The organism is Staphylococcus sp. HMSC065D05 (genome assembly GCF_001813195.1).
In the GTDB taxonomy this organism is placed as follows: Bacteria; Bacillota; Bacilli; order Staphylococcales; family Staphylococcaceae; genus Staphylococcus; species Staphylococcus epidermidis.
Window position 1 is genome coordinate 108,205 of the sequence record NZ_KV811746.1, and the last position, 26,794, is coordinate 134,998.

A 26,794-nucleotide genomic window follows, 5' to 3' on the forward strand; every position below is an offset into this window, starting at 1 on the left:
GGGTTGCGTTTTCCATATATTACTATTATAATTACACAGTATTGGGTAAAAAACTCACAAATAACTCTGTTCCAGATGGTTCAGGGCAAAGGAGCTGAAAAAAATGAAACAAGGAATTCATCCTGAATACCACAAAGTTATCTTTTTAGATACAACAACAAACTTTAAATTTTTAAGTGGTTCTACAAAAACATCTTCAGAAACTATGGAATGGGAAGATGGAAATGAATACCCAGTTATTCGTTTAGATGTATCATCAGATTCTCATCCATTCTATACTGGACGTCAAAAATTCGCAGCAGCGGATGGTCGTGTGGAACGTTTCAACAAAAAGTTTGGACTCAAATCAAACAACAACTAATTTTGGATTTCAACTGTCTACTTTCCCGTTTGGGTATTGTAGACAGTTTTTTATTATAGAGTTTCGTTGAATCATCAACTCTATATCAAAGCTCTTTATATCTATAAAATCTATCGATAAGTATAAACATTTATAGAGATGTGTAAAATCTTTTATAGATTATTCGTTTAATTATTAAATTTCATAATACACCTGTAAATTATGATTCTTACTTTGAAAATACATTTATATACATAAAAAATATGATATAATTAAGCGATTATGTTTTGAAAAAGGTGGAACTATCAATGTATGAAACGTACCATTCAGGTTGGATTGAAACCATAACAGGAAGTATGTTTAGTGGAAAATCTGAAGAACTTATACGTCGCTTAAGACGTGGAATCTACGCTAAACAAAAGGTGGTTGTTTTCAAACCAGCAATTGATGATCGTTACCATAAAGAAAAGGTCGTCTCACATAATGGTAATGAGATAGAAGCGATTAATATATCTACAGCTCAAGAAATTTTAAATCATAAGCTAGAAGAAGTAAACGTCATCGGAATTGATGAAGTGCAATTTTTTGAAGATGATATTGTCAACATAGTTGAAAAATTAGCCGAAAACGGGCATCGTGTTATTGTAGCAGGTTTAGATATGGACTTTAGAGGAGAACCGTTTAAACCTATGCCCAAGTTGCTCGCAGTTAGTGAACATATTACAAAGTTGCAAGCAGTATGTTCTGTATGTGGTTCACCCTCGAGTCGTACACAGCGGTTAATAAATGGTGAACCGGCAAAAGAAGATGATCCCATCATATTGGTTGGTGCAAATGAAAGTTACGAGCCACGTTGTAGAGCACATCATATAGTTGCGCCTAGTGAAAATGAGAAGGAGGAAATGTAGTGTTTGATCAATTAGATATAGTAGAAGAACGATATGAACAATTAAATGAATTACTGAGTGATCCTGATGTAGTGAATGACGCTGATAAATTAAGAAAATATTCAAAAGAACAAGCTGACTTACAAAAGACTGTTGATGTGTATAGAAGTTATAAGACCAAAAAAGAAGAATTACAAGATATTGAGGATATGTTAAGTGAAACATCTGATAAAGAAGAAGTTGAAATGCTAAAAGAAGAAAGTAGCGCTTTAAAAACAGAATTACCTGATATGGAAGAAGAATTAAAAATCTTACTTATACCTAAAGATCCTAATGATGATAAAGATGTTATTGTCGAAATTCGTGCAGCTGCAGGGGGAGATGAAGCTGCAATATTTGCTGGGGATTTAATGAGAATGTATTCAAAATACGCCGAGGCAAACGGATTTAAAACAGAAATAGTAGAAGCTTCAGAAAGTGATCATGGTGGATATAAGGAAGTGAGTTTCTCAGTATCTGGTACAGGTGCTTACAGTAAATTAAAATTTGAAAATGGTGCACATAGAGTCCAACGTGTGCCTGAAACAGAATCAGGAGGGCGAATTCACACTTCCACTGCAACTGTTGCTGTATTACCTGAAGCTGAAGATGTCGAAATTGAGATACGTAATGAAGATTTAAAAATTGATACTTATCGTTCCAGTGGTGCTGGTGGTCAGCACGTTAATACGACTGACTCTGCAGTACGTATTACACACTTGCCGACGGGTGTTATAGCAACTTCTTCTGAAAAGTCTCAAATTCAAAACCGAGAAAAAGCAATGAAAGTTTTAAAAGCGCGATTGTATGATATGAAATTGCAAGAAGAACAACAAAAATATGCTTCTCAAAGAAAATCAGCTGTTGGTACAGGCGATCGCTCTGAAAGAATAAGAACTTATAATTATCCTCAAAGTCGTGTGACAGATCATCGGATTGGTTTAACGCTTCAAAAGTTAAATCAAATTATGGAAGGACATTTAGACGAGATTGTGGAGGCACTCACACTTTCAGAACAAACTGAGAAATTGAAAGAATTAAACAATGGTGAATTATAAAGAAAAGTTTGCAGAAGCCAAGACAATTGCTATAAATGAAGGGTTTGAATCAACTCGTGCCGAATGGTTGTTTTTAGATGTTTTTGGTTGGTCAAAAACAGATTATTTAATTCATAAAGATGAACAAATGTCTTTGACATCGATTAACAAATTGGATAAAGCGTTGGATAGGATGGTCACTGGAGAACCTATCCAATACATTGTTGGATTTCAGTCATTTTATGGTTATCAATTTAAAGTGAATCAACACTGTCTTATACCAAGGCCTGAAACTGAGGAAGTTATGCTGCATTTTTTAGAATTGTGTAAAAAGACTGATACCATAGCAGATATTGGAACTGGAAGTGGTGCTATAGCAATTACGCTTAAGTTACTGCAACCTGAATTAAATGTTATTGCAACAGATTTGTATGAAGATGCTTTAAGTGTAGCTAAGCAAAATGCAAGTCACTATCACCAAAATATTCAGTTTTTGCGTGGAAATGCTTTGAAACCGCTAATTGAAAAAGATATAAAATTGGATGGGTTAATATCTAATCCACCATACATAGGTCATAGCGAAATAATAGATATGGAGTCAACAGTACTAAATTATGAGCCGCATCATGCTCTATTCGCTGAGAAAAACGGATTTGCTATTTATGAGTCAATATTAGAAGATTTACCATTTGTAATGAAACAAGGCGGACATGTTGTTTTTGAAATTGGTTATCAACAAGGAGATATCTTAAAAAGAATGATTCAAGATTTATATCCTGAAAAAGAAGTAGAGATTTTCAAAGATATCAATGGAAATCAGCGAATTATATCTATTATTTGGTAGTTAAACAATTTATACGATATTGTTTTTATAGTTGTTTTGTTTATGAAAAACATGACTTTCGATCAGCAACATAGCACGGGTGGAATTTTAATTCAACTTTTTGAAAATGAATTAAATTCTGCCCTTATTTCTTTACAGCATACAATCACAGAAGAGGTGAAAACATGCACACACAAATATGGGATTTAAGAATGTATAAAAATAATGTTAGTCAATATCCACATATTGATGAGATAAAACAAACTTTCCTAGATGGAGGTTTAGTAGCGATACCTACTGAAACAGTATATGGTCTTGGGGCGAATGCTAGAAACGAAGAAGCAGTCGAAAATATCTATGTTGCAAAAGGACGTCCGTCAGATAATCCGTTAATCGTCCATATTCACAGTATTGAACAACTCGATGATTTTGTAGAGCATATCGATGATAAGGTTAAAGTATTAATGGATGAATTTTGGCCGGGACCTATTTCTTTTATATTACCACTTAAACAGGGTTATCTTTGCAGTAAAGTGACTGGTGGATTAGAATCTATCGCTGTTAGAATGCCTAGTCATAAAATAGGGAGAGCATTACTTCAAATTGTAGATGAACCCATAGCAGCTCCTAGTGCTAATATTAGTGGTCGTCCGTCACCAACAACCTTTGAACATGTGAATAGAGATTTAAATGGCAAAGTCAACGGTATAGTTAATGGTGATCAATGTGAAGAGGGGCTTGAAAGTACTGTGATTGATTGCACACAGTTTCCGTTTCGTATCGCGCGACCAGGTTCAATTACACAAGATATGATAGAAACTAAACTACCGCATTCGATAAATCGTCAAATATATGAGGAAAATGAAAAGCCTATCGCACCTGGGATGAAATATAAACATTATTCTCCAGAAACCCCATTAACAATTGTTAAAGATTTAAATAAAAAAATAGCTAATGATGATAAATGGTCAAAAGTAGCATTTGTATTTCCACAGAGTCAAAGAAGTTTGATTCCCGAAAATAGCATTTTTATATCATTATGTGAAAATAAGGAAGATTTTAAATCAGCAGGCCATAATTTATATGAAATTTTACATGAACTTGACCAGAATGAAGAAATAGAAGAGGCATATATTTATGGATTTGAAGATAATCATCATACTGAAGCTATCATGAATCGAATGTTAAAAGCAGCAAGTTATAAACTAGTTAAAGGTGAAAAGCTATGAAAATAATTTTTGTATGTAGTGGCAACACTTGTCGAAGCCCACTGGCTGAAAGTATAGCCAAGTCCCTTTTACCAAACGATAGCATAGCTTCAAGAGGACTATTCGCAGTTGAGGGACAGGCCATATCTAAGGAATCGTTAGAATTAATTCATAAGTACGGTTTACCTGAACCATCGCTAGCACAAACTTTTCGTATAGATGATCTTGATGCTGATATTATACTTACCATGACGCAAGATCATAAAGACTTGATATTTTCTATGTATGGACGACAATCTAATGTCTTTACATTAAATGAGTATGTAGGTGACACACAGGAAATTGATGACCCATTTGGTGGCTCATTCGATGTTTATGAACAAACTTATATCAAAATTTATGATTTAGTCGACAAAATAAAATTTAAACACGAGTAAAGTAAAATATATATAATTAGTATATGTTAAGCTTTAAATAAGTTATAATTAAGGAGTATAGCAAGTTTGCTATGTTCCTTTTTATTTTTTACAAAGGGGTGGGTTCAAATGCGTGATTTACAACAACTGCTTGATGAATTGAAAGATATGTCATTCTTTAACCCAGGCGAAATGTGTATCATTGGTTGTTCAACTTCTGAAGTTATAGGTAAACGTATTGGTTCTGTTGGATCGATGGACGTAGCTAAAGAAATTTATGAAAATTTGAAACAACTAGAGATTGATACAGGCGTGACATTTGCTTTTCAAGGATGTGAACATATTAACCGGGCAGTAACGATAGATAGAGCAAATTTCAACCCATTGACTATGGAAGAAGTTACTGTCATTCCAGACGTTCATGCAGGTGGTAGTTTATCCACTTACGCTTATCAACAAATGGAAGATCCTATTGTTGTTGAGCATATTACTGTTTCAAAAGGTATAGATATAGGTCAGACCTTAATTGGAATGCATATTAAACATGTGTGTGTTCCTGTAAGAACAAGTGTTAAACAAATTGGAGAAGCTATCGTTACCATAGCGACATCTAGACCTAAGAAAATTGGTGGCGAACGAGCTAAATATCAATAAATATTGTGGAAGAAGGGGATTCAAATGTCTTATATCGAGAAGAAGGATAAAGTTGTTTACGATGCTATTCAAAAGGAGTTTCAACGACAAAATAGTAATATTGAACTTATTGCATCAGAAAATTTCGTATCACAAGCAGTTATGGAAGCTCAAGGTTCAGTATTAACGAATAAATATGCTGAGGGTTATCCTGGACGTCGTTATTATGGCGGGTGTGAGCACGTAGATGTAACTGAGGCCATTGCCATTGATAGAGCAAAATCTTTATTTGGAGCAGAACATGTTAATGTCCAACCCCATTCAGGTTCTCAAGCTAATATGGCTGTGTATTTGGTTGCTTTAGAAATGGGCGATACTGTGTTAGGTATGAACTTGAGTCATGGTGGGCATTTAACTCATGGGGCACCTGTCAATTTTAGTGGTAAATTTTATCATTTTGTTGAATATGGTGTGGACCAAGAAAATGAATTAATTAACTATGATGAAGTGAGACGTTTAGCAATTGAGCATCAACCTAAATTAATTGTAGCTGGTGCTTCAGCATATTCAAGAACTATTGACTTTAAAAAATTTAAAGAAATTGCAGACGAAGTAGGAGCTAAATTGATGGTAGATATGGCACATATTGCTGGTTTAGTAGCTGCTGGTTTACATCCTAATCCTGTAGAATATGCTGATTTTGTGACTACTACAACTCATAAAACTTTACGTGGTCCACGTGGTGGTATGATTTTATGTAAAGAAGAATATAAAAAAGATATAGATAAAACAATCTTCCCAGGTATTCAAGGTGGTCCACTAGAACATGTCATCGCTGCAAAAGCTGTTGCATTTGGAGAAGCTTTGAACGACGATTTTAAAGATTATCAAAATCAAGTCATTAAAAATGCACAAGCTTTAGCTCAAACATTAATTGAAGAAGGGTTCAGAGTTGTATCTGGCGGAACAGACAATCATTTAGTTGCAGTTGATGTTAAAGGTTCTATCAATATGACTGGTAAATTAGCTGAAGAGACACTTGATAAAGTAGGAATTACATGTAATAAGAATACTATTCCATTTGATAAAGAAAAACCGTTTGTAACAAGTGGTGTTAGACTAGGAACACCTGCAGCTACAACTCGTGGTTTTGATGAATCTGCATTTGTGGAAGTAGCAAAAATTATTAGTTTAGCATTAAATAACTATGATAATGATACTAAACTAAATGAAGCTAAAGAGAGGGTTCACGCACTCACATCTAAATATCCATTATATAATTAATAGATATACACATTGGAGGAAAATGATTATGAGTAAAGTACATGTTTTTGATCACCCATTAATACAACACAAACTAAGTTATATTAGAGACGCTCACACTGGAACAAAAGAGTTTAGAGAACTTGTAGATGAAGTCGGTATGTTAATGGCCTATGAAGTAACTAGAGACTTAGAACTGCAAGATGTTGAAATACAAACGCCTGTGACTAAAATGACAGCTAAACGTTTGGCAGGTAAAAAGTTAGCAATTGTACCTATTTTAAGAGCTGGTTTAGGCATGACAGATGGTGTGTTAAGTCTTGTTCCTGCTGCTAGGGTAGGACATATAGGACTTTATAGAGATCCAGAGACTCTTGAAGCGGTAGAGTACTTTGCGAAAATGCCTCAAGATATCGATGAACGTCAAATTATTGTGGTTGATCCTATGCTTGCTACTGGTGCTTCAGCTATTGAAGCAATTTCTTCATTAAAAAAACGAGGAGCTAAAAGTATACGTTTTATGTGTTTAATAGCTGCCCCTGAAGGCGTTGAAAAAATGCAAGAAGCACACCCAGATGTAGATATATACATTGCAGCATTAGATGAAAAATTAAATGACAAAGCGTATATTACACCTGGTTTAGGTGATGCAGGGGATAGATTATTCGGTACTAAATAATAGATTCGGAGATAGATATTTTTGAAGAAAAAAGTTATGACCATATTTGGAACTAGGCCTGAAGCTATAAAAATGGCTCCGTTGATTAAAACGTTAGAAAAAGATTCTAACCTGGAACCCGTTGTTGTAGTCACCGCCCAACATAGGGAGATGCTTGATTCAGTGTTGAATACTTTTAATATAAGTGCAGATTATGATTTGAATATTATGAAAGCTGGTCAAACACTGTCTGAAGTAACATCTGAAGCAATGAAAAAGTTAGAAGATATCATACAAAAGGAAGTGCCTGATATGGTACTTGTTCATGGTGATACAGTGACAACCTTTTCTGGAGCATTAGCTGCATTTTATAGTCAAACACCTATAGGACATGTTGAAGCTGGATTAAGGAGTTATAATAAATATTCACCTTATCCAGAAGAAATAAATAGACAAATGGTTGGGGTAATGGCAGATTTGCACTTTGCCCCAACCTATAATGCTGCACAGAATTTAGTAAAAGAGGGTAAATTAGCCAAACATATAGCTATCACTGGTAATACAGCTATTGACGCAATGAAATATACAATCGATTACCAATATTCATCATCTATTATACAAAAACATAAAAATAAAAACTTTATTTTACTCACAGCACATAGACGTGAAAACATAGGTAAACCTATGATAAACGTGTTTAAAGCGATTAGAAAGTTGATTGATGAATATCATGATTTAGCGTTGGTCTATCCTATGCATATGAATCCTAAAGTAAGAGATATAGCGCAAAAATATTTAGGAAATCACCCTAGGATTGAATTGATAGAACCACTTGATGTGGTTGATTTTCATAATTTTGCTAAACAAGCATATCTCATTATGACTGACTCTGGTGGAATACAAGAGGAGGCACCATCATTACATAAACCTGTTTTAGTATTGAGAGATAGTACTGAAAGACCGGAGGGTGTAGATGCTGGAACTTTGAGAGTCATTGGTACGAATGAAGAAGATGTCTATAATGAAACTAAAAAATTATTAGAAAAACCAGACCTTTATCAAAAAATGAGTCAAGCTGTTAATCCATATGGCGATGGACAAGCTAGTGAGAGAATTGTGCAACATATAAAATATTATTTTAATTTGACAAATGACAGACCCAATCATTTTGAATATACAAAAGATTTATAAAATGACAAATGTGAATTTTTTGTGACAAAAACCAGTGAAAATTTAACAAGAATTTGAATAGAATTGACACCATACAACCGGCTATATTATCATTTAGATTGTATGAGTGGAACGGTTTACATGATTGGTATAGGACACTCGGAGGCTATAAAATGCGTCGTTTCAACATCATTTTCAAACAATATTTGCAATATTATCTTTATTTATTGGTAATAGTTGGAATATTGTACTCAATTTCACCCCGCCCATTTTTTTTGGGTCTTATGATAGGTACATGTGGTTCTTTAGTAAATACATACATCTTTGAGATTTATTTAGCTAAATCCATGCATAAAGAATCGACACAAATGTCTACTGGTAGTACTTGGAGGTATTTAGTGGCAATTATTGCATGTGTATTATGGTTATTCTTTAAAGAACACATTAATATTATCGGAGTTTTAATTGGGTTAATGATTTCTTATATTGTAATCATATTGCGCCCTCTACTACAAAGGGAGTAAAAATTTAATAGAAAGAGGTGAGTTTATGGATCACAAATCCCCACTCGTTAGTTGGAACGTCTTTGGTTTCGATATTGTTTTTAATCTGGCCAGTGTTTTAATGGTAGTGATTACAGCAATTTTAGTTTTTATTTTAGCTATAGTTTGCACTCGAAACTTAAAGAAACGACCAACTGGAAAACAAAACTTCATTGAATGGGTATTTGATTTTGTTAGAGGTATTATTGAAAGTAATATGGCCTGGAAAAAAGGTGGGAATTTCCACTTCTTAGCAGTGACATTAATTCTTTTCATTTTTGTAGCCAACATGCTTGGTTTACCGTTCGCAATTGTCACTCATGACCATACGCTATGGTGGAAATCACCAACAGCAGACGCTACGGTAACTCTAACGTTATCTACAACTATGATTTTGTTAACGCACTATTACGGTATTAAAATGCGTGGAACAAAAGCTTATGCAGCTGGATATTTTAAACCTTTCTGGCCATTGGCTATTATTAATGTATTCGAAGAATTCACTTCTACATTAACTTTAGGTCTACGTTTGTACGGTAATATTTTTGCAGGTGAATTATTACTCGGTTTACTTGCATCATTGTTCTTTGAACAACCTGCATGGGGTTGGATAATTAGTATTCCTGGATTAATAGTTTGGCAAGCGTTCTCTATATTCGTGGGAACGATTCAAGCATATATCTTTGTAATGCTTTCAATGGTTTACATGTCACATAAAGTGGCAGACGGACATTAATATAATTTAGTAACTATATAAATATTAGGAGGAAATTTTATTATGAATTTAATCGCAGCGGCAATCGCAATTGGTTTATCAGCATTAGGTGCAGGTATTGGTAACGGTCTTATCGTATCTAGAACAGTTGAAGGTGTAGCACGTCAACCAGAAGCACGTGGTCAATTAATGGGTATCATGTTCATTGGTGTTGGTTTAGTTGAGGCATTACCAATCATCGGTGTTGTAATTGCATTCATGACATTTGCTGGATAAGACATTTTATAAGGCGAAGTCTAACGAGAGACTATCGCCGTTCGTTTTGTTTTTTATAGCTTAGTGATTATTTTGACGAAAGGAGTGTCATGAGCCCGTGACTGCAACAGCTAATACATTTATTCTCGGTGCAGGAGTTGAATGGGGGACAACAATTGTAACACTCGCAACATTTGTAATCCTCATCATACTTTTGAAGAAATTTGCTTGGGGTCCATTAAAAGAAGTAATGGATAAACGTGAACGTGATATCAATAAAGATATTGACGACGCAGAACAAGCTAAGATAAATGCTCAAAAACTTGAAGAAGAAAATAGAAAGACACTTAAAGAAACTCAAGATGAAGTTCAAAAAATCTTAGATGATGCTAAGATTCAAGCACGTAAGCAGCATGAAGAAATTATTCATGAAGCTAACGAAAAAGCTAATGGTATGATTGAAACTGCTCAAAGTGAAATTAATAGTCAAAAAGAACGTGCAATTTCTGATATTAATAATCAAGTTTCTGAACTATCAGTACTTATTGCATCTAAAGTTCTTAGAAAAGAAATTTCAGAGCAAGATCAAAAAGAATTAGTTGAAAAGTATTTAAAAGAGGCAGGGGATAAATAATGGCAAAGGTAGCAAAAAAATATGCCAAAGCATTATTTGATGTCGCTCTAGATACAAATCAACTAGATGTTGTCTATGAAGATTTAGAAACAATTAGCCATTCATCGTTTGATTTCATAAAACAACTTAAAGCAATTGATAGTAATCCAAGTTTAACTGCAAATCAACGTAAAGAATTTGTAGAAAGAGTTTACAACGAAGCAAATCCATATGTGGTAAATACTTTAAAAGTATTAGCAGATAACCGACATATTTCAATTGTAGAGAATGTTTTTAAATCATTCCAAAATTTATATAACAAACACTACAAACAAGATTTTGCTATTATTGAATCGACTTACGAGTTAAGCGAAGATGAAATATCAAGAATTGTAGAACTTATAAAAAAGCAAACTGAATTGTCAAATGTAATTGTTAACACTAAAATCAATCAAGATCTAATTGGTGGATTTAGAGTTAAGGTTGGAACTACAGTTATGGATGGTAGTGTTAGAAATGACCTTGTTCAATTACAAAGAAAATTTGAAAGAGCTAACTAATATTTAAAGAGGAGTGACATAGATGGCCATAAAAGCTGAAGAAATCAGTGCATTGCTTCGCTCACAAATTGAAAATTATGAGTCAGAAATGTCCGTTACAGATGTTGGTACAGTACTCCAAATTGGTGACGGTATCGCATTAATTCACGGACTTAACGACGTTATGGCTGGTGAGCTAGTAGAATTCCATAACGGTGTTCTTGGTTTAGCACAAAACCTTGAAGAATCTAATGTGGGTGTGGTTATTTTAGGACCATATGAAGAAATTAGTGAAGGTGACGAAGTTAAACGTACTGGCCGAATTATGGAAGTACCAGTCGGAGAGGAAATGATAGGAAGAGTTGTTAATCCTCTTGGACAACCTATTGACGGGCAAGGTCCAATCAATGCGACTAAAACCCGTCCTGTGGAGAAAAAAGCAACTGGCGTAATGGATCGTAAATCTGTAGATGAACCATTACAAACAGGTATCAAAGCAATTGATGCTTTAGTACCTATTGGTCGAGGTCAACGTGAATTAATCATTGGTGACCGTCAAACTGGTAAAACAACAGTTGCAATTGATTCAATCTTAAACCAAAAAGATCAAGATACAATTTGTATTTATGTTGCAATAGGTCAAAAAGATTCAACTGTTCGTGCAAATGTTGAAAAATTAAGACAAGCAGGTGCTTTAGACTACACAATCGTTGTATCTGCATCCGCAGCTGATCCAGCACCATTACTTTATATTGCGCCATATTCTGGTGTAACTATGGGTGAAGAGTTCATGTTTAATGGAAAACATGTTCTTATCGTTTACGATGATTTAACTAAGCAAGCGGCAGCATACCGTGAGTTATCATTATTACTACGTAGACCACCAGGTCGTGAAGCATATCCTGGGGACGTCTTCTACCTACACAGTAGATTATTAGAAAGAGCTGCAAAACTTAACGATGATCTTGGAGGCGGTTCAATTACTGCTTTACCAATCATTGAAACTCAAGCTGGCGATATCTCAGCTTACGTTCCAACAAATGTTATCTCAATTACTGACGGACAAATATTCTTGCAATCTGATTTATTCTTCTCAGGTGTTAGACCAGCGATTAATGCTGGACAATCAGTATCTCGTGTTGGTGGTTCAGCTCAAATTAAAGCGATGAAAAAAGTTGCAGGAACATTACGTTTAGACTTGGCTTCATATCGTGAGTTAGAATCATTTGCGCAATTTGGTTCTGATTTAGATGAATTCACAGCTAAAAAGTTGGCGCGTGGTGAACGTACTGTTGAAGTCTTAAAACAAGGTCAAAACAACCCACTGCCTGTAGAACATCAAGTACTTATCATTTTTGCATTAACTAAAGGTTACTTAGATGATATTCCTGTACAAGATATCACTCGTTTTGAAGAGGAATTTAACCACTGGGCTGATTCAAATGCAACTGAGTTATTAAATGAAATTAGAGAAACTGGTGCTTTACCAGATGCTGATAAATTTGATTCTGCTATCACAGAATTTAAAAAAGGCTTTAATAAATCAGTAGAATAAAATCTAATTTAATCGTAATATAGAGAGTACATTCTAAATCTTATAAATCGTTAAATTAAGATTAATACTCCAAAGGTGGTGAGATAATGGCCTCTCTTAAAGAGATAGACAGTCGTATTAAATCGACAAGTAAGATGAAGCAAATCACTAAGGCGATGAACATGGTTTCTAGTTCAAAATTACGTAGAGCTGAGAAAAATACTAAATCATTTAGACCTTATATGGAAAAGATGCAAGATGCTATTACAGCTGTAGCTGGTTCAAATAGTACCTCTAATCATCCAATGCTTAAATCTAGAGATATTAAAAGAAGTGGTTACTTAGTAATTACTAGTGATAAAGGCTTAGCCGGTGCCTATAGTACAAATGTTTTAAAAAGCTTAGTAAACGATATCAAATCTAAACACAACGACAGTAGTGAATATAGTCTAATCGTTTTAGGTCAGCAAGGTGTAGATTTCTTCAAACATAGAGGATATGAAATTGAAAGTTCTTTAGTTGAAGTTCCAGATCAACCTTCATTTAAGTCTATTCAATCTATAGCTAAACATGCTATTGATTTATTTAGCGAGGAAAACATAGATGAATTGACTATTTATTACAGTCATTATGTTAGTGTCTTAGAAAATAAACCTGCAACTAAACAAGTTTTACCATTATCTCAAGAAGATTCAGGTCAAGGACATGGTCAAATGTCTTCATACGAATTTGAACCAGATAAAGAATCTATTTTAAGCGTTATTTTGCCACAATACGTTGAAAGTTTAATCTACGGTACAATCTTAGATGCAAAAGCTAGTGAACACGCTTCACGTATGACAGCAATGAGAAATGCTTCAGATAATGCGACAGAACTAATCGATGATTTATCATTAGAATACAATAGAGCGAGACAAGCTGCGATTACTCAACAAATTACTGAAATTGTGGGTGGATCATCAGCTCTTGAGTAATAATAAAAGGAGGAAATCAACATGGGAATTGGCCGTGTAACTCAAGTTATGGGTCCAGTAATAGATGTTCGTTTTGAACATAACGAAGTACCTGAGATAAATAATGCATTACACATCGAAGTTCCTAAAGAAGATGGAACGCTTCAATTAACGTTAGAAGTTGCACTTCAATTAGGTGACGATGTAGTTCGTACAATTGCAATGGACTCAACTGACGGCGTTCAAAGAGGAATGGAAGTTAAAGATACAGGTAGAGACATTAGTGTACCTGTCGGTGACGTAACTCTAGGAAGAGTGTTTAACGTACTAGGAGAAACTATTGACTTAGATGAAAAAATTGATGATTCAGTACGACGTGACCCTATCCATAGACAAGCTCCAGGATTCGACGAATTATCAACAAAAGTAGAAATCTTAGAAACTGGTATTAAAGTAGTAGACTTATTAGCACCTTACATAAAAGGTGGTAAAATTGGATTATTTGGTGGTGCCGGTGTAGGTAAAACCGTACTAATCCAAGAACTTATTAATAACATCGCTCAAGAACACGGTGGTATTTCAGTATTCGCTGGTGTTGGTGAACGTACACGTGAAGGTAATGATCTTTACTATGAAATGAGCGACAGTGGTGTTATCAAGAAAACTGCAATGGTCTTTGGTCAAATGAACGAGCCACCTGGTGCACGTATGCGTGTAGCATTATCCGGATTAACAATGGCTGAATATTTCCGAGATGAAGAAGGTCAAGATGTGTTATTATTCATTGATAACATTTTCAGATTCACTCAAGCTGGTTCAGAAGTTTCTGCGTTATTAGGTCGTATGCCATCAGCTGTTGGTTATCAACCTACACTTGCTACAGAAATGGGTCAATTACAAGAACGTATAAGTTCAACAAATAAAGGTTCAGTTACATCAATTCAAGCTGTTTTCGTACCAGCCGATGACTATACTGACCCTGCGCCAGCAACAACGTTCGCGCACTTAGATTCAACAACAAACTTAGAGCGTAAATTAACAGAAATGGGTATTTATCCAGCTGTAGACCCGCTTGCTTCTACATCTAGAGCTTTGGAACCTTCAGTAGTAGGTCAAGAGCATTATGATGTGGCACGTGAAGTTCAATCTACTTTACAAAAATATAGAGAGTTACAAGATATAATTGCAATTCTTGGTATGGATGAATTATCTGATGAAGATAAGCAAACTGTGGAACGAGCACGTAGAATTCAATTCTTCTTATCACAAAACTTCCACGTTGCAGAACAATTCACTGGACAAAAAGGTTCATATGTACCTGTTAAAACAACAGTTGCAGACTTCAGAGATATTTTAGATGGTAAGTATGACCATATCCCTGAAGACGCATTCCGTTTAGTAGGTAGCATGGAAGACGTAATTGAGAAAGCAAAAGATATGGGTGTTGAAGTCTAATAATTAGGAGGTATGGATAATGAATACACTTAGACTAAATATTGTCACTCCTAATGGTTCTGTCTATGAACGTGAAGACGTTGAGATGGCTGTCTTACAAACAACAGCTGGAGAGATGGGGATTATGTATGGTCACATTCCAACTGTTGCTGCATTAAAAACAGGTCATGTGAAAGTTAATTTTCACAACGGAAATGAATTTATTGCAGTAAGTGATGGCTTTATTGAAGCAAGACAACATCAATTATCAATTATCGTCCAAACGGCCGAACCTGCTAGTGAAATCGATGTTGAAAGAGCTAAATTAGCTAAGTCGAGAGCAGAATCACATTTAGAAGATGATGATGATAATACAGACATAAATAGAGCTAAAAGAGCACTTGAACGAGCAAATAATCGTTTACGTGTTGCAGAATTACAATAATTAAAAAAGGTTCGATAGTATATTTTAATGACTATCGAACCTTTTTTTAAATTCTAAAATATTAAAAACTAATATCCATTTTTATAAGTATCTTTATTGCCTCTTTTCGTGTACAATGTTATACAGTAATCTTACGAAGGAGCTTAATATGGATTATCTTGGTCAGTTCGCAATTGTACATTTAATCTTACATGTTGTTTGTATTTGCGTAGCTTATTGGGCTTTAAATTCCATAAAATTAGATCAACTTTTTAAAAAGGGCTACCCATTACAAGTTCAAGTTTGTATGATTTTTATTTCTATTTTACTGGGTACGGCAGTCAGTAACTTTATAGTTGATTTATTGCAATATTCAACTCAAGTGAAATACTTGATAAAATAACTTTGTAATTGTTATTTAATTTATAGGTTAAATGTGATCATATGACGAATATTTAATTATAATGTTGGGAAATGAATAACTGATTAGAGTTTTAAGTGGAGGATTAAAGATGGATAAAATAGTAATAAATGGTGGAAATCGTTTAACAGGTGAAGTAAATGTTGAAGGAGCTAAAAATGCTGTATTACCTGTACTTACAGCGTCATTACTTGCTTCAGAAGGACAAAGTAAACTAGTTAATGTCCCAGAGTTAAGTGATGTTGAAACAATCAATAATGTATTATCTACACTCAATGCAAATGTAGAGTATGATAAAGATAAAAATGCAGTTAAAGTTGATGCAACTAAAACTTTAAATGAAGAAGCTCCTTATGAATATGTGAGTAAAATGCGAGCAAGCATCTTGGTTATGGGACCATTACTCGCTCGATTAGGGCATGCTATTGTTGCTTTGCCAGGAGGATGTGCGATTGGAACACGTCCTATTGAGCAGCACATTAAAGGATTTGAAGCTTTAGGTGCAGACATTCATTTAGAAAATGGAAATATTTATGCAAATGCTAAAGATGGATTAAAGGGAGCACATATCCATTTAGATTTTCCGAGTGTAGGTGCAACTCAAAATATTATTATGGCAGCGTCCTTGGCATCAGGAAAATCTATCATTGAGAATGTCGCTAAAGAACCTGAAATTGTTGATTTAGCTAATTATATTAATGAAATGGGCGGTAAAATCACAGGTGCTGGTACTGATACCATTACGATACATGGTGTTGAAAAACTTTACGGTGTTGAACATGCAATTATACCAGATAGAATTGAAGCTGGAACGCTACTTATCGCAGGTGCAATAACTCGTGGTGACATATTTGTACGTGGTGCAATTAAAGAACATATGGCTAGTTTAATATATAAGCTTGAAGAGATGGGGATAGATCTTGAATATAATGAAGAAGGTATAAGAGTTACAGCAAATGGAGATTTAAATCCAGTAGATGTAAAAACTTTACCTCACCCAGGTTTCCCAACTGATATGCAATCTCAAATGATGGCTTTATTATTAACAGCAAATGGACACAAAGTGATTACTGAGACAGTTTTTGAAAATAGATTTATGCATGTTGCAGAATTTAGAAGAATGAATGCGAATATAAGTGTTGAAGGAAGAAGTGCTAAAATTGAAGGAAAAAGCCATTTACAAGGTGCTCAAGTTAAAGCCACGGATTTAAGAGCTGCTGCAGCCTTAATCTTAGCTGGTTTAGTTGCCGAGGGAACTACGCAAGTGACTGAGTTAAAGCATCTTGATAGAGGATACGTCAATTTGCATGGAAAACTAAAAAGTCTAGGTGCAAACATAGAACGAGTTAATCAATAATATTATTACAGCTTAAGCACGGAGGTTTTAAAAATGGAAACGATTTTTGATTATAATCAAATTAAACAAATTATCCCACACAGACAACCTTTTTTACTAATAGATAAAATTGTAGAATATGATGAAGGTAAAAGATGTGTAGGACTAAAGCAAGTATCGGGTAATGAACCATTTTTCCAGGGACATTTCCCTAATTACGCTGTGATGCCTGGTGTTCTCATAACGGAGGCTTTAGCGCAAACTGGTGCAGTAGCTATGTTAAATAGCGAAGAAAATAAAGGAAAAATAGCATTATTTGCAGGCATTGATAAGTGTCGCTTCAAAAAACAAGTCGTACCTGGAGATACATTAATGTTGGAAGTTGAAATAACTAAAATAAAAGGCCCTATAGGTAAAGGTTCGGCTAAAGCGACTGTTGATGGCCAACTTGCTTGTAGCTGTGAACTTACTTTTGCTATTCAAGATGCTTAACCTTAGATAATTAAACTCTTAAGGTAAAATAATTCGTATTGTGATAATAAAATAGTAAAAACATATTTAAAGAAAGTTGCACAGATTATTGACCTAACTTTTCATGTCTATTGAATTTCTGGTTGAAATGCTCTAAGTCAGGTCTCGTCTGAAAATATAAGTATCAATAGTAGTGCTTTTTAATATAGTAATTAGTGTTCGTATAGAGCCTGGAACAATGGTTAATTCATGTTCTAGGCTTTATTTATGTTCAACATTTAAATTTGTATATGATTTAAATATATGAAAATTAAATGTTTTATAATTACCCTATGTGTTTATCTTTCGATTTTCTCATCTTTCAACTTAGGTTTTGATTGCATCATACGATTAAATGTTTTTTTTAACTTTTCACCAGTAAGTCCTTCATCAACTAATTCTTCTAATAAACTCTCAGCGTATTCTTGTCTCAAAGTGTAGATGTGACATTCTAAAACGACTGACATTGAATATTTAAAATTTTTAACGCTTTTAACTGTTGCATTAAATAACGCTGGATCGTTAGCAGGTCTTGTAATAACTACTCTAATATCTAAAAGTTGTTTGTTTTCCTTATATTGATTAAATGTTTCATAGTGTTCATTTGAAATAACTATTTCTAGTAACCACCCAGTGCCACTTCCCTCTTTATTTATAATCACACCATCTTCAATGGCGTATTCGGATATAGCACCATGTTCATTCACAATTTGAAATCTTACTGCCTTAAAAGTTTTCATAATATCACTTCTCCAAATTTTTTTATTCATACAAAAATATAAATTTATGTCAGATTTAGATATAATACTTCAATATTTTCTTTAAATATATCAAAATCTCATCATCATTTACTAACAATTTCAATAAAATTGTGGTTTTGACCAGTGAACTAAGCTCAGTTATGATTAGAGCATAAGAAGGAGGTGACACATGTTAAATAAAATAGTCATTGTTGGTAGAATGACGAAAGATGCTCAAATATATGAAAAGGAGGATAACAAAATAGCAACATTTTGCGTTGCTACAGAAAGAAACTACAAAGATGATAATAACGAAATTTCTTCAGATTATTTGCTTTGTAAAGCTTTCGGTAAAACTGCCACTAATATTGAAAAGTACACTAGTCAAGGTACTTTAGTAGGTATAACTGGGCAAATGCGTTCAAGAAAATATGAAAAAGAAGGCCAAACACATTTTGTTACAGAATTATACGTTGAAACAATTAAATTCATGTCCCCAAAAAATAAAAACAATGAAACTCCCTCTGATAATCAATTTGAAAACAACACTTATCAACCTGATGATTTAGAAATAATTCATATTTAAACAACTAACTTTTCCTTTAAAACTCCATCCTATATTTAATAAATTAATTTATCCTTTCTTTCAATTATACTCGAGCGGCCTTTGTTAATCATAAAACATTAATTAAAGGTCGCTTTAAATACATATCAAAGGCCTATAATTTTGATAATTATCTGATAAATTTCATTTATATTACAACGATATTGTGATAATGTGACTCGAAAAAACTATCATGATAGGAATCATTACGGTTATTCATTAGAATTAGTATACTATTTAATGTAATTGCAGTGTAAAAAACTGGCGTTTATTTTTATTTCAGTGTAACCTGCACGATTTTTATAGATGTTACAGTAGGTTACGTAAACAAATTAAGAAAACAAATCACTTTTAGGAGGATTTTTAATAATGAAAAAAACATTAGTTGCATCATCATTAGCTATAGGACTAGGCGTTGTAGCAGGCAACGCAGGACATGACGCACATGCAAGTGAGACTACAAATGTTGATAAAGCAGAATTAGCTCAAAAAGCGTTAACTAATGATCAATCACTAAATGAAAGCCCTGTTCAAGAAGGTGCTTATAACATTAATTTTGATTACAATGGCAATTCTTATCATTTTGAATCTGATGGTTCTACTTGGAGTTGGAGTTATGAATCAACAAACAATGCTACGCAACCTGTTCAACCAAGCCAATCTCAAGTAGCAACACAACAACAACCTGTACAAGTATCAGCACCACAAAATGAGCAAACAGCGCAACCACAAACAAAATCAACATCTGCAAGTCAAACTTCTTCAAGTAAAGCTTCAAGTGGTTCATCAGTAAATGTAAATTCACATTTACAACAAATTGCTCAACGTGAATCAGGTGGCGATATTCATGCAATAAACCCATCTTCAGGTGCAGCAGGTAAATATCAATTCTTACAATCAACTTGGGATTCTGTTGCTCCAAGTCAATATAAAGGTGTATCACCTGCAAAAGCTCCAGAAAGCGTACAAGACAAAGCAGCAGTAAAATTATATAATACTGGTGGCCCAGGTCATTGGGTAACTGCTTAATTAAAATATGAAGTATGTACCATCTTCTCGAATTTGAGAAGATGGTTTTTTATTATACGACTTATTTGATTTACATGTAATCGTTTGCTATGGTTGATAATGAATCATATATTATTTACTACTAGGGGAGCCAAAAGGCTGAGATGAATGTATTCAGACCCTTATAACCTGATTTGGTTAATACCAACGTAGGAAAGTAGTTATTAACTATTCGTCATTAAGATGTCTTGGTCTAACTACTTTCCTCGTTGGGAAGTAGTTTTATTTTTTGAGGAGGCTAATTATGACATTTTCAAAAGAGTTGAGGGAAGCATCAAAACCTATTATTGATGACATTTACAATGATGGTTTTATTCAAGATTTACTAGCAGGTAAGTTATCTAATCAAGCTGTAAGACAATACTTAAGAGCAGACGCTTCTTATTTAAAAGAGTTTACAAATATTTATGCAATGCTCATACCCAAAATGAGTTCCATGGATGATGTTAAATTTCTAGTAGAACAAATTGAATTTATGTTAGAAGGAGAAGTTGAAGCGCATGAGGTTCTAGCTGATTTCATTAATGAACCATATGAAGAAATAGTAAAAGAAAAAGTATGGCCACCAAGTGGTGATCATTATATTAAACACATGTACTTCAATGCATTTGCACGTGAAAATGCAGCCTTCACGATTGCAGCGATGGCACCATGTCCATACGTTTACGCTGTCATTGGTAAACGTGCGATGGAAGATCCAAAATTAAATAAAGAATCAGTGACTTCTAAATGGTTCCAATTTTATAGTACTGAAATGGACAAACTTGTTGATGTGTTCGATCAATTGATGGACCGTTTAACTAAACATTGTAGTGAGACTGAAAAAAATGAAATTAAAGAAAATTTCTTGCAAAGTACTATTCATGAGAGACATTTCTTCAATATGGCATATATTAATGAAAAATGGGAATATAGGGGAGATAATAATGCATAAACCTAAAATTGCACTAACAATAGCAGGCACAGACCCCACCGGTGGGGCAGGTGTTATGGCGGATTTAAAATCATTTCACGCGTGTGGCGTTTATGGTATGGCCACTATAACAAGTATCGTTGCTCAAAATACTCTAGGAGTTCAACATATTCATAATTTAGAAACTTCATGGGTAAAGGAACAACTTGATAGTGTGTTTGATGATGAATTACCACAAGCTATCAAAACGGGTATGATTGCAACAAAAGAAACGATGGAGTTGATTCAAAGTTACTTAAAGGAACATTCCAATATTCCTTATGTGATTGATCCAGTTATGCTTGCCAAAAGTGGTGATTCATTGATGGATGACAATACTAAAAATCATTTGCAATCAACATTATTACCTTTGGCTGATGTTGTCACTCCGAATATACCTGAAGCTGAAGAAATTACTGGTATTAAAATTAACGATGAAGAAAGTATACGTAAAGCAGGTCAAATCTTTATTAATGAAATTGGTAGTAAGGGCGTTGTAATTAAGGGTGGACATTCAGCCGATTTAAATAATGCTAAAGATTTTCTTTTCACTAAGAATGAAACGTATACATTTGAGAACAGACGCTTTGATACTAAACATACGCATGGAACTGGTTGTACTTTTTCAGCAGTCATTACAGCAGAATTAGCTAAAGGTCGTTCCATAAATGATGCAGTAAAAAAAGCAAAAGAGTTTATTTCATTAAGTATTGAACATACCCCAGAAATTGGCAGGGGAAGAGGACCTGTAAATCATTTTGCTTATATGAAGAAAGTAGGTTTAGATGATGAATAATTTAGAACGATTACGTTCAGAAAATCCACTCGTAATTTGCTATACCAATGATGTTGTGAAAAACTTTACTGCGAATGGTTTACTAAGTTTAGGTGCTAGTCCCGCAATGAGTGAGGCACCAGAAGAAGCTGAAGATTTTACTCGAATGGCTAGTGCGCTTTTAATTAATATCGGTACACTCACACGTGAAAATGAGGAAGATATTATCAAAATAGGTAAAATTGCTAATCAGCAAGGTACACCAATAGTTTTTGATCCAGTGGCAGTTGGTGCATCTACATATCGTAAAAATTTTTGTCAACGTTTTCTTGATGAAGTTAATGTCACAGTTATAAAAGGCAATGCATCAGAAATATTGACATTAATTGATTTTAATACAACTATGAAAGGTACTGACAGTGATAGCGAATTAGATTCAGTAAATATTGCAAAAAAAGCGGCAAATACTTTAAACACTGCTATTGTCATTACTGGGGAAGATGATATTATTGCAAAAAATGAGAAAATAATTAAATTATCTAATGGTTCTCCGCTTCTTACTAAAATTACAGGGGCTGGATGCTTGTTAGGTGGTGTATTAGCAAGTTTCTTGTTTAGAAATACTCAACCTTCAATTGATTTATTAGTTGAAGCGGTAAGTGTCTACAACATCGCAGCAGAATTTGCTGAACAAGCACCTCATGTAAATGGACCTGGTACTTTTCTATCTGAACTACTAGATCAACTTTATCAAATAAATGATATTGCTTATAAAAATCAAGTAAAAAAGGTAGAGATATAAATATGATGTTTGATTCAAAACAATTATCAGTCTATTTTATTTGCGGAACACAAGATATACCTAAAAATAAATCAATTGAGCAAGTTCTCAAAGAGGCATTAGAAGCTGGAATCACATTGTATCAATTTCGTGAAAAAGGCCCTAATGCACTAAAAGGAGAAAAGAAAAAACAGCTAGCCTTAAAACTTAAACAATTATGTCATTCATATCACGTACCTATGATAGTTAATGATGATGTTCAATTAGCCCAAGAGATTAATGCTGATGGCATTCATGTAGGTCAAGATGATATGGAAATTCAACAATTTGCAAGCCAATTTAAAAATAAGATTATAGGTTTAAGTGTAGGGAATTTGAAAGAGTATCAACAATCTGATTTGTCTAAAGTTGATTATATTGGAGTAGGTCCAATGTATACAACATCATCAAAAGATGACGCTAGTAAACCTGTTGGGCCATCTATGATATCTCAATTAAGATTATATATTCATGATGTTCCTATAGTTGCCATTGGAGGTATTAATGAAACTAACGTGCAGCCTATTGTTGACGAAGGTGCAGATGGTATTTCTGTCATCTCAGCAATTACACGTAGTACCAATATAGACAAAACGGTTAAATACTTCTTAAGATATTTCACCTAAATCTCTATTTTTTCTACTTTTTGTTTTCTACTATTGTATTAGTATGATAAAATATACTCTATGTGAATATAACATTAGAGGTGGAAAAATGAAGAAAAAAGCGTTACTACCTTTGTTTTTGGGAATAATGATTTTTCTAGCAGGTTGTGATTACTCTACACCTGAGAAGCAAGATGGATTCTTCTTTAATACTTTTGTTCAACCTATGAAACATCTCTTACAGTGGTTAGGAAATGATGTTTTTCATAATAATTTTGGACTAGCAATTATTGTATTAGTTCTTTTCATTCGTTTAATCTTGTTACCATTTATGTTATCTAACTATAAAAATAGCCACATGATGCGTGAGAAAATGAAAGTGGCTAAACCTGAAGTAGATGGCATTCAAGAAAAGGTTAAACGTGCGCGTACACAAGAAGAAAAAATGGCTGCAAACCAAGAACTTATGGAAGTTTATAAAAAATATGATATGAACCCTATGAAGAGCATGTTAGGATGTTTACCTATACTTATTCAAATGCCAATTATTATGGGATTATACTTTGTATTAAAAGATAAACTTGTAAATGGTTTATCTGAACATCCGCATTTCTTATGGTTTAATTTAACTAAACCTGACATTTGGATTACAGTTATTGCCGGTGTGCTATACTTTATTCAAGCTGTAGTTTCAAGCAAAACGATGCCTCAAGAGCAACGTCAGATGGGTTATATGATGATGGTTATTTCTCCAATAATGATTATTTGGATTTCTTTACAAGCATCATCAGCTTTAGGTTTATACTGGTCTGTCAGTGCATTATTCTTAGTAATTCAAACGCATTTTGCTAATATTTATTACTCTAAACTTGCTAAAAAAGAAGTTCAACCTTTTATTGAAAAGTATGAAAGAGAACATAATCCTTCTTCAAAGAAAAAAGGGAAAAATACTCAAGTAGTATCAAAAAAGAATAAAAAATAATAAACAATAACCTGAGACACCAATCGTTGTCTCAGGTATTTTTTATGTGGTAGATACTAATGATTTTGGTTAAAACATGAATTAACAATTTATCTCTTATTTGAATTTACTCTTTATTAAAATTCCACTCTGACATAAATTGTTTGAGAAATTGAATCATAAATTGATGTCTTTCTTCTGCAAGTTTTTTTGCAGTAGGTGTGTGCATTAAATCTTTTAATTTAAATAATTTTTCATAAAAATGTTTTATTGCTGAATTGTCTAACTCTTCAATGTGAGACGTATGTAACGCTTCATTTGAAAACTTCGTTTCAGTCCACATAGGTTCACCAAAGTGTCCTGAAAATTGGAATGTTCTAGCAATGCCGATTGCTCCTATGGCATCTAGGCGATCAGCATCTCTAACGATTTCACCATCTATCGAAAGTTTAACGTGATTATTTTTACCAGCTCGATAGCTCATATGTTTAATAATGTAGAGGACTTGTTGTGATATTTCATCGCTTAAATCTAGAGTAGATAAGAACTGTTTAAGCTGATCATATGCTAAAATTTCATCAGTTAATTTACTATCAACAGTATCATGCAATAAAGATGATAGTTCTATAACGAATGTATCTGTTATATTTTCTTGTTTAGCGATATAACAAGCGTTGTTATAGACACGTTCCACATGTGCAATATCATGTCCAGTAGTATCATGTTGATGGAAACTTTTCATATATTCATAAGCGTTTTTAATCTTCATTCTTGAGTTCATAGATAGACTCCTTACTTAATTTAAAAGTATCAAAGTATTTCATTTTTTAACATTTAGTATTTAATAATATCTTTGACATCATTATAATGGTTTAATTAATGATACTACATATTTTGTTACATTAAAGAAGATATAAATGAAGAAGTGAACCTGTCGTTAAGCGTTCACTTCTTGCAAATTTCTATAAAATTGGAGAAAGTAGTTGTGAAATCCCTTCTTTGAATTTAACTAGTATATTTCGTTTAGCATATGCTTCAGAAGTGAGCTTGTTAGATAATTTCATATCATTAATGAAAGCTTGTTTTAATGATCGCGCTACACCTTCATCATAAATAAAAGCATTGACCTCAAAATTTAATGTAAAGCTTCGATTATCCATATTGGCAGTTCCTACACTTGCTACCTCATCATCAATGACAAGTGTTTTTGAATGTAGAAAACCATTATCATAATGATAGACATTTACGCCAGCTTCAAGTAAAGACGCTACGTTTTTAAGCGTAGCCCAATAAACAAAGGGATGGTCACGTTTGTTAGGAACCATGATGTTAACATCCACACCACCAAGCGCTGCAATCTTAATCGAATCTAAAAAAGCTTGATCGGGAATGAAGTATGGTGATTGAATGTATATAGATTCCTTAGCTGAAGAAATCATTTTTAAATAACCATATTTAATTTGTTCCCAATCTTCATCAGGCCCACTTGAAGCAATTTGTATGCCTATCGTACCACCAGAGTCAACATCAGGAAAATATCGAGATTCATAAGTTAAATTGTCACGAGTTGATTGTGAGTTCCAATCTAAGATGAATCTGAGTTGAAGGGCATTTACCGCGTCACCTTTAATACGTAAGTGTGTGTCCCTCCAATAACCAAATTTCTTAGATTTACCTAAATATTCATCTCCTACATTAAAACCACCAACATATCCAATCGTACCGTCAATGACTACTATTTTTCTGTGATTTCTATTATTCATTCTTAAATTAATAAGTGGTAATTTTGATGGGAAGAAAGATTCAGCATGGCCGCCTCTTTGACGAAATTTTTTTAAGTCCTTCTTTCGTAAATCTCTTGAGCCCATATCATCGTAAAGCATTTTAACTTCTATACCTTCTTCAGCTTTTTTTTCTAGTTCATGTAACAACTGCTTTCCGAGATTATCACTATGAATAATGTAGTATTGGATGTGAATATATGATTGTGCGTGTCTAATATCATTAATTAAATCATCGAATTTCTGATGACCATCTGTATAAATTGTTAAATCGTTATCAGTTGTTAAAAAAGCAGCATTATTATAAAGTAACATTTGTACCATTTCTTTAAATTTAACAATTTGATGATTACCCTTAGAAAAGTCTTGCTTTTTCAAAGCCTCTAATTGCTCGTCAACAATCATTTCAAGACCAACTTTATCCTCTTTGGCGAGTTTAAATATATGTTCTCTCTGTATTTGGCGACCTAATAATAAATACAATATGAATCCTACTAAAGGTAAAAAAACTAAAACCAATAACCACGCCCATATAGAATTTGCTGTACGCCTCTCCATGAAGATAATAATGAATGCAAAAACTAAATTTAATAAAAAGGCACTAACTAATAAAATATTAATTATAATATTAGATTGATGAAGTGCCATAGTAAAGACTTCTATCATAGGTTACCTCCTTTATGATTGTTTATTCTCACTCAGTTTTCATTTCAGTGATTTTTAAATATAATTATAGCA

Annotated in this window: 32 protein-coding genes and 1 riboswitch; of the genes, 29 read left to right on the plus strand and 3 right to left on the minus strand. The window is 33.6% G+C overall.

Features of this window, described 5'->3' with window-relative positions:
- Positions 1-103: 103 nt before the first annotated feature.
- From HMPREF2897_RS05550 to fabZ, 22 genes are all read left to right on the plus strand, one after another.
- Positions 104-361 (plus strand): type B 50S ribosomal protein L31, encoded by a 258-nt coding sequence (locus tag HMPREF2897_RS05550; RefSeq protein WP_001829959.1) that lies wholly within the window; start codon positions 104-106, stop codon positions 359-361.
- Between the two features lie 287 nt (positions 362-648).
- On the plus strand, positions 649-1,248 hold the full coding sequence (locus HMPREF2897_RS05555; RefSeq protein WP_002447798.1) for a thymidine kinase: 600 nt from the start codon (positions 649-651) through the stop codon (positions 1,246-1,248).
- Positions 1,248-2,324: a peptide chain release factor 1 gene (gene prfA, locus HMPREF2897_RS05560; RefSeq protein ID WP_002447797.1), complete on the plus strand. Its 1,077-nt coding sequence runs from the start codon at positions 1,248-1,250 to the stop codon at positions 2,322-2,324. Before HMPREF2897_RS05555 ends, prfA begins: the two co-directional genes overlap by 1 nt.
- Positions 2,311-3,147 (plus strand): peptide chain release factor N(5)-glutamine methyltransferase, encoded by an 837-nt coding sequence (prmC, locus tag HMPREF2897_RS05565; RefSeq protein WP_002447796.1) that lies wholly within the window; start codon positions 2,311-2,313, stop codon positions 3,145-3,147. Before prfA ends, prmC begins: the two co-directional genes overlap by 14 nt.
- Positions 3,148-3,311: 164 nt before the next feature.
- Entirely contained in the window at positions 3,312-4,355 is a 1,044-nt protein-coding gene (locus HMPREF2897_RS05570; RefSeq protein WP_002447794.1) for an L-threonylcarbamoyladenylate synthase, read from the plus strand.
- On the plus strand, positions 4,352-4,771 hold the full coding sequence (locus HMPREF2897_RS05575) for a low molecular weight protein arginine phosphatase (RefSeq protein WP_002447793.1): 420 nt from the start codon (positions 4,352-4,354) through the stop codon (positions 4,769-4,771). The genes HMPREF2897_RS05570 and HMPREF2897_RS05575 overlap by 4 nt, the downstream gene beginning before the upstream one ends.
- A 108-nt stretch (positions 4,772-4,879) precedes the next feature.
- Positions 4,880-5,404, plus strand: a complete 525-nt coding sequence (locus tag HMPREF2897_RS05580; protein WP_002447792.1) for a TIGR01440 family protein — start codon at positions 4,880-4,882, stop codon at positions 5,402-5,404.
- Positions 5,405-5,428: 24 nt separating this feature from the next.
- Complete coding sequence (gene glyA, locus HMPREF2897_RS05585) at positions 5,429-6,667, plus strand: serine hydroxymethyltransferase (protein ID WP_002447791.1); 1,239 nt, start codon at positions 5,429-5,431, stop codon at positions 6,665-6,667.
- Between the two features lie 28 nt (positions 6,668-6,695).
- Complete coding sequence (gene upp / locus HMPREF2897_RS05590; RefSeq protein WP_002458713.1) at positions 6,696-7,325, plus strand: uracil phosphoribosyltransferase; 630 nt, start codon at positions 6,696-6,698, stop codon at positions 7,323-7,325.
- Positions 7,326-7,361: 36 nt separating this feature from the next.
- The gene (gene wecB, locus HMPREF2897_RS05595; protein WP_032602800.1) at positions 7,362-8,495 is read left to right on the plus strand and encodes a non-hydrolyzing UDP-N-acetylglucosamine 2-epimerase; all 1,134 of its coding nucleotides are present in this window, start codon (positions 7,362-7,364) and stop codon (positions 8,493-8,495) included.
- 152 nt (positions 8,496-8,647) lie between these two features.
- Complete coding sequence (locus HMPREF2897_RS05600; RefSeq protein ID WP_002491197.1) at positions 8,648-8,998, plus strand: ATP synthase subunit I; 351 nt, start codon at positions 8,648-8,650, stop codon at positions 8,996-8,998.
- Positions 8,999-9,023: 25 nt separating this feature from the next.
- Complete coding sequence (atpB, locus tag HMPREF2897_RS05605) at positions 9,024-9,752, plus strand: F0F1 ATP synthase subunit A (protein ID WP_001829936.1); 729 nt, start codon at positions 9,024-9,026, stop codon at positions 9,750-9,752.
- Positions 9,753-9,794: 42 nt separating this feature from the next.
- Positions 9,795-10,007, plus strand: coding sequence for a F0F1 ATP synthase subunit C (atpE, locus tag HMPREF2897_RS05610; protein ID WP_001048816.1), 213 nt, complete (start codon positions 9,795-9,797; stop codon positions 10,005-10,007).
- Positions 10,008-10,104: 97 nt separating this feature from the next.
- Positions 10,105-10,620 carry a F0F1 ATP synthase subunit B gene (locus HMPREF2897_RS05615; protein WP_002447787.1) on the plus strand — a complete coding sequence of 172 codons (516 nt, stop codon included), beginning with the start codon at positions 10,105-10,107 and terminating at the stop codon, positions 10,618-10,620.
- A complete protein-coding gene (locus HMPREF2897_RS05620; protein WP_002447786.1) occupies positions 10,620-11,159 on the plus strand; it encodes a F0F1 ATP synthase subunit delta in 540 nt (179 codons plus the stop codon). The genes HMPREF2897_RS05615 and HMPREF2897_RS05620 overlap by 1 nt, the downstream gene beginning before the upstream one ends.
- Positions 11,160-11,181: 22 nt before the next feature.
- Positions 11,182-12,693, plus strand: coding sequence for a F0F1 ATP synthase subunit alpha (atpA, locus tag HMPREF2897_RS05625; RefSeq protein ID WP_002447785.1), 1,512 nt, complete (start codon positions 11,182-11,184; stop codon positions 12,691-12,693).
- A gap of 86 nt (positions 12,694-12,779) precedes the next feature.
- On the plus strand, positions 12,780-13,646 hold the full coding sequence (gene atpG / locus HMPREF2897_RS05630) for an ATP synthase F1 subunit gamma (protein WP_002447784.1): 867 nt from the start codon (positions 12,780-12,782) through the stop codon (positions 13,644-13,646).
- A 21-nt stretch (positions 13,647-13,667) separates the two neighbouring features.
- The gene (atpD, locus tag HMPREF2897_RS05635; protein WP_002447783.1) at positions 13,668-15,080 is read left to right on the plus strand and encodes a F0F1 ATP synthase subunit beta; all 1,413 of its coding nucleotides are present in this window, start codon (positions 13,668-13,670) and stop codon (positions 15,078-15,080) included.
- Positions 15,081-15,099: 19 nt separating this feature from the next.
- Complete coding sequence (locus HMPREF2897_RS05640; protein ID WP_002447782.1) at positions 15,100-15,504, plus strand: F0F1 ATP synthase subunit epsilon; 405 nt, start codon at positions 15,100-15,102, stop codon at positions 15,502-15,504.
- Positions 15,505-15,652: 148 nt separating this feature from the next.
- Positions 15,653-15,886, plus strand: coding sequence for a DUF1146 family protein (locus HMPREF2897_RS05645; protein ID WP_002495678.1), 234 nt, complete (start codon positions 15,653-15,655; stop codon positions 15,884-15,886).
- A 109-nt stretch (positions 15,887-15,995) separates the two neighbouring features.
- Positions 15,996-17,261, plus strand: coding sequence for a UDP-N-acetylglucosamine 1-carboxyvinyltransferase (murA, locus tag HMPREF2897_RS05650; RefSeq protein WP_002447780.1), 1,266 nt, complete (start codon positions 15,996-15,998; stop codon positions 17,259-17,261).
- A gap of 33 nt (positions 17,262-17,294) precedes the next feature.
- A complete protein-coding gene (gene fabZ / locus HMPREF2897_RS05655) occupies positions 17,295-17,732 on the plus strand; it encodes a 3-hydroxyacyl-ACP dehydratase FabZ (protein WP_002447779.1) in 438 nt (145 codons plus the stop codon).
- A gap of 317 nt (positions 17,733-18,049) precedes the next feature.
- Here fabZ and HMPREF2897_RS05660 read toward each other — a convergent pair whose 3' ends face one another.
- Complete coding sequence (locus HMPREF2897_RS05660; RefSeq protein ID WP_002458706.1) at positions 18,050-18,490, minus strand: YwpF-like family protein; 441 nt, start codon at positions 18,488-18,490, stop codon at positions 18,050-18,052.
- Positions 18,491-18,680: 190 nt separating this feature from the next.
- Between HMPREF2897_RS05660 and HMPREF2897_RS05665 the strand changes: the two genes are divergently transcribed.
- From HMPREF2897_RS05665 to yidC, 7 genes are all read left to right on the plus strand, one after another.
- Positions 18,681-19,076: a single-stranded DNA-binding protein gene (locus HMPREF2897_RS05665; protein ID WP_002447777.1), complete on the plus strand. Its 396-nt coding sequence runs from the start codon at positions 18,681-18,683 to the stop codon at positions 19,074-19,076.
- A gap of 387 nt (positions 19,077-19,463) precedes the next feature.
- On the plus strand, positions 19,464-20,123 hold the full coding sequence (locus HMPREF2897_RS05670; RefSeq protein ID WP_002447776.1) for a transglycosylase family protein: 660 nt from the start codon (positions 19,464-19,466) through the stop codon (positions 20,121-20,123).
- A 113-nt stretch (positions 20,124-20,236) separates the two neighbouring features.
- Positions 20,237-20,335, plus strand: a riboswitch (TPP riboswitch).
- A 71-nt stretch (positions 20,336-20,406) separates the two neighbouring features.
- On the plus strand, positions 20,407-21,096 hold the full coding sequence (tenA, locus tag HMPREF2897_RS05675) for a thiaminase II (RefSeq protein WP_070592792.1): 690 nt from the start codon (positions 20,407-20,409) through the stop codon (positions 21,094-21,096).
- Entirely contained in the window at positions 21,089-21,910 is an 822-nt protein-coding gene (thiD, locus tag HMPREF2897_RS05680) for a bifunctional hydroxymethylpyrimidine kinase/phosphomethylpyrimidine kinase (RefSeq protein WP_002458705.1), read from the plus strand. Before tenA ends, thiD begins: the two co-directional genes overlap by 8 nt.
- Complete coding sequence (thiM, locus tag HMPREF2897_RS05685) at positions 21,903-22,691, plus strand: hydroxyethylthiazole kinase (RefSeq protein WP_002475462.1); 789 nt, start codon at positions 21,903-21,905, stop codon at positions 22,689-22,691. The genes thiD and thiM overlap by 8 nt, the downstream gene beginning before the upstream one ends.
- Before the next feature lie 5 nt (positions 22,692-22,696).
- Entirely contained in the window at positions 22,697-23,335 is a 639-nt protein-coding gene (gene thiE, locus HMPREF2897_RS05690; RefSeq protein WP_002458704.1) for a thiamine phosphate synthase, read from the plus strand.
- An 88-nt stretch (positions 23,336-23,423) separates the two neighbouring features.
- A complete protein-coding gene (gene yidC / locus HMPREF2897_RS05695; RefSeq protein WP_002458703.1) occupies positions 23,424-24,296 on the plus strand; it encodes a membrane protein insertase YidC in 873 nt (290 codons plus the stop codon).
- A gap of 106 nt (positions 24,297-24,402) precedes the next feature.
- On the opposite strand, the gene HMPREF2897_RS05700 is transcribed toward yidC, so the two are convergent.
- Both HMPREF2897_RS05700 and cls read right to left on the minus strand, forming a co-directional pair.
- On the minus strand, positions 24,403-25,056 hold the full coding sequence (locus HMPREF2897_RS05700) for an HD domain-containing protein (RefSeq protein ID WP_002475468.1): 654 nt from the start codon (positions 25,054-25,056) through the stop codon (positions 24,403-24,405).
- A gap of 181 nt (positions 25,057-25,237) precedes the next feature.
- The gene (gene cls / locus HMPREF2897_RS05705; protein ID WP_002447769.1) at positions 25,238-26,722 is read right to left on the minus strand and encodes a cardiolipin synthase; all 1,485 of its coding nucleotides are present in this window, start codon (positions 26,720-26,722) and stop codon (positions 25,238-25,240) included.
- Positions 26,723-26,794 lie beyond the last annotated feature (72 nt).

Bases quoted from the DNA above. Each gene is read 5' to 3' on its own strand.
- HMPREF2897_RS05550 (WP_001829959.1), top strand. From the start codon at position 104: ATGAAACAAGGAATTCATCCTGAATACCACAAAGTTATCTTTTTAGAT.
- atpB (WP_001829936.1), top strand. From the start codon at position 9,024: ATGGATCACAAATCCCCACTCGTTAGTTGGAACGTCTTTGGTTTCGAT.
- HMPREF2897_RS05645 (WP_002495678.1), top strand. From the start codon at position 15,653: ATGGATTATCTTGGTCAGTTCGCAATTGTACATTTAATCTTACATGTT.
- thiM (WP_002475462.1), top strand. From the start codon at position 21,903: ATGAATAATTTAGAACGATTACGTTCAGAAAATCCACTCGTAATTTGC.
- upp (WP_002458713.1), top strand. From the start codon at position 6,696: ATGAGTAAAGTACATGTTTTTGATCACCCATTAATACAACACAAACTA.
- HMPREF2897_RS05555 (WP_002447798.1), top strand. From the start codon at position 649: ATGTATGAAACGTACCATTCAGGTTGGATTGAAACCATAACAGGAAGT.
- thiD (WP_002458705.1), top strand. From the start codon at position 21,089: ATGCATAAACCTAAAATTGCACTAACAATAGCAGGCACAGACCCCACC.
- HMPREF2897_RS05575 (WP_002447793.1), top strand. From the start codon at position 4,352: ATGAAAATAATTTTTGTATGTAGTGGCAACACTTGTCGAAGCCCACTG.
- HMPREF2897_RS05700 (WP_002475468.1), bottom strand. From the start codon at position 25,056: ATGAACTCAAGAATGAAGATTAAAAACGCTTATGAATATATGAAAAGT.
- atpE (WP_001048816.1), top strand. From the start codon at position 9,795: ATGAATTTAATCGCAGCGGCAATCGCAATTGGTTTATCAGCATTAGGT.
- cls (WP_002447769.1), bottom strand. From the start codon at position 26,722: ATGATAGAAGTCTTTACTATGGCACTTCATCAATCTAATATTATAATT.
- HMPREF2897_RS05660 (WP_002458706.1), bottom strand. From the start codon at position 18,490: ATGAAAACTTTTAAGGCAGTAAGATTTCAAATTGTGAATGAACATGGT.
- yidC (WP_002458703.1), top strand. From the start codon at position 23,424: ATGAAGAAAAAAGCGTTACTACCTTTGTTTTTGGGAATAATGATTTTT.
- HMPREF2897_RS05670 (WP_002447776.1), top strand. From the start codon at position 19,464: ATGAAAAAAACATTAGTTGCATCATCATTAGCTATAGGACTAGGCGTT.
- atpG (WP_002447784.1), top strand. From the start codon at position 12,780: ATGGCCTCTCTTAAAGAGATAGACAGTCGTATTAAATCGACAAGTAAG.
- atpA (WP_002447785.1), top strand. From the start codon at position 11,182: ATGGCCATAAAAGCTGAAGAAATCAGTGCATTGCTTCGCTCACAAATT.
- tenA (WP_070592792.1), top strand. From the start codon at position 20,407: ATGACATTTTCAAAAGAGTTGAGGGAAGCATCAAAACCTATTATTGAT.
- HMPREF2897_RS05640 (WP_002447782.1), top strand. From the start codon at position 15,100: ATGAATACACTTAGACTAAATATTGTCACTCCTAATGGTTCTGTCTAT.
- fabZ (WP_002447779.1), top strand. From the start codon at position 17,295: ATGGAAACGATTTTTGATTATAATCAAATTAAACAAATTATCCCACAC.
- murA (WP_002447780.1), top strand. From the start codon at position 15,996: ATGGATAAAATAGTAATAAATGGTGGAAATCGTTTAACAGGTGAAGTA.
- thiE (WP_002458704.1), top strand. From the start codon at position 22,697: ATGTTTGATTCAAAACAATTATCAGTCTATTTTATTTGCGGAACACAA.
- HMPREF2897_RS05580 (WP_002447792.1), top strand. From the start codon at position 4,880: ATGCGTGATTTACAACAACTGCTTGATGAATTGAAAGATATGTCATTC.
- HMPREF2897_RS05600 (WP_002491197.1), top strand. From the start codon at position 8,648: ATGCGTCGTTTCAACATCATTTTCAAACAATATTTGCAATATTATCTT.
- HMPREF2897_RS05570 (WP_002447794.1), top strand. From the start codon at position 3,312: ATGCACACACAAATATGGGATTTAAGAATGTATAAAAATAATGTTAGT.
- atpD (WP_002447783.1), top strand. From the start codon at position 13,668: ATGGGAATTGGCCGTGTAACTCAAGTTATGGGTCCAGTAATAGATGTT.
- HMPREF2897_RS05620 (WP_002447786.1), top strand. From the start codon at position 10,620: ATGGCAAAGGTAGCAAAAAAATATGCCAAAGCATTATTTGATGTCGCT.
- glyA (WP_002447791.1), top strand. From the start codon at position 5,429: ATGTCTTATATCGAGAAGAAGGATAAAGTTGTTTACGATGCTATTCAA.
- prmC (WP_002447796.1), top strand. From the start codon at position 2,311: ATGGTGAATTATAAAGAAAAGTTTGCAGAAGCCAAGACAATTGCTATA.
- wecB (WP_032602800.1), top strand. From the start codon at position 7,362: ATGACCATATTTGGAACTAGGCCTGAAGCTATAAAAATGGCTCCGTTG.
- HMPREF2897_RS05665 (WP_002447777.1), top strand. From the start codon at position 18,681: ATGTTAAATAAAATAGTCATTGTTGGTAGAATGACGAAAGATGCTCAA.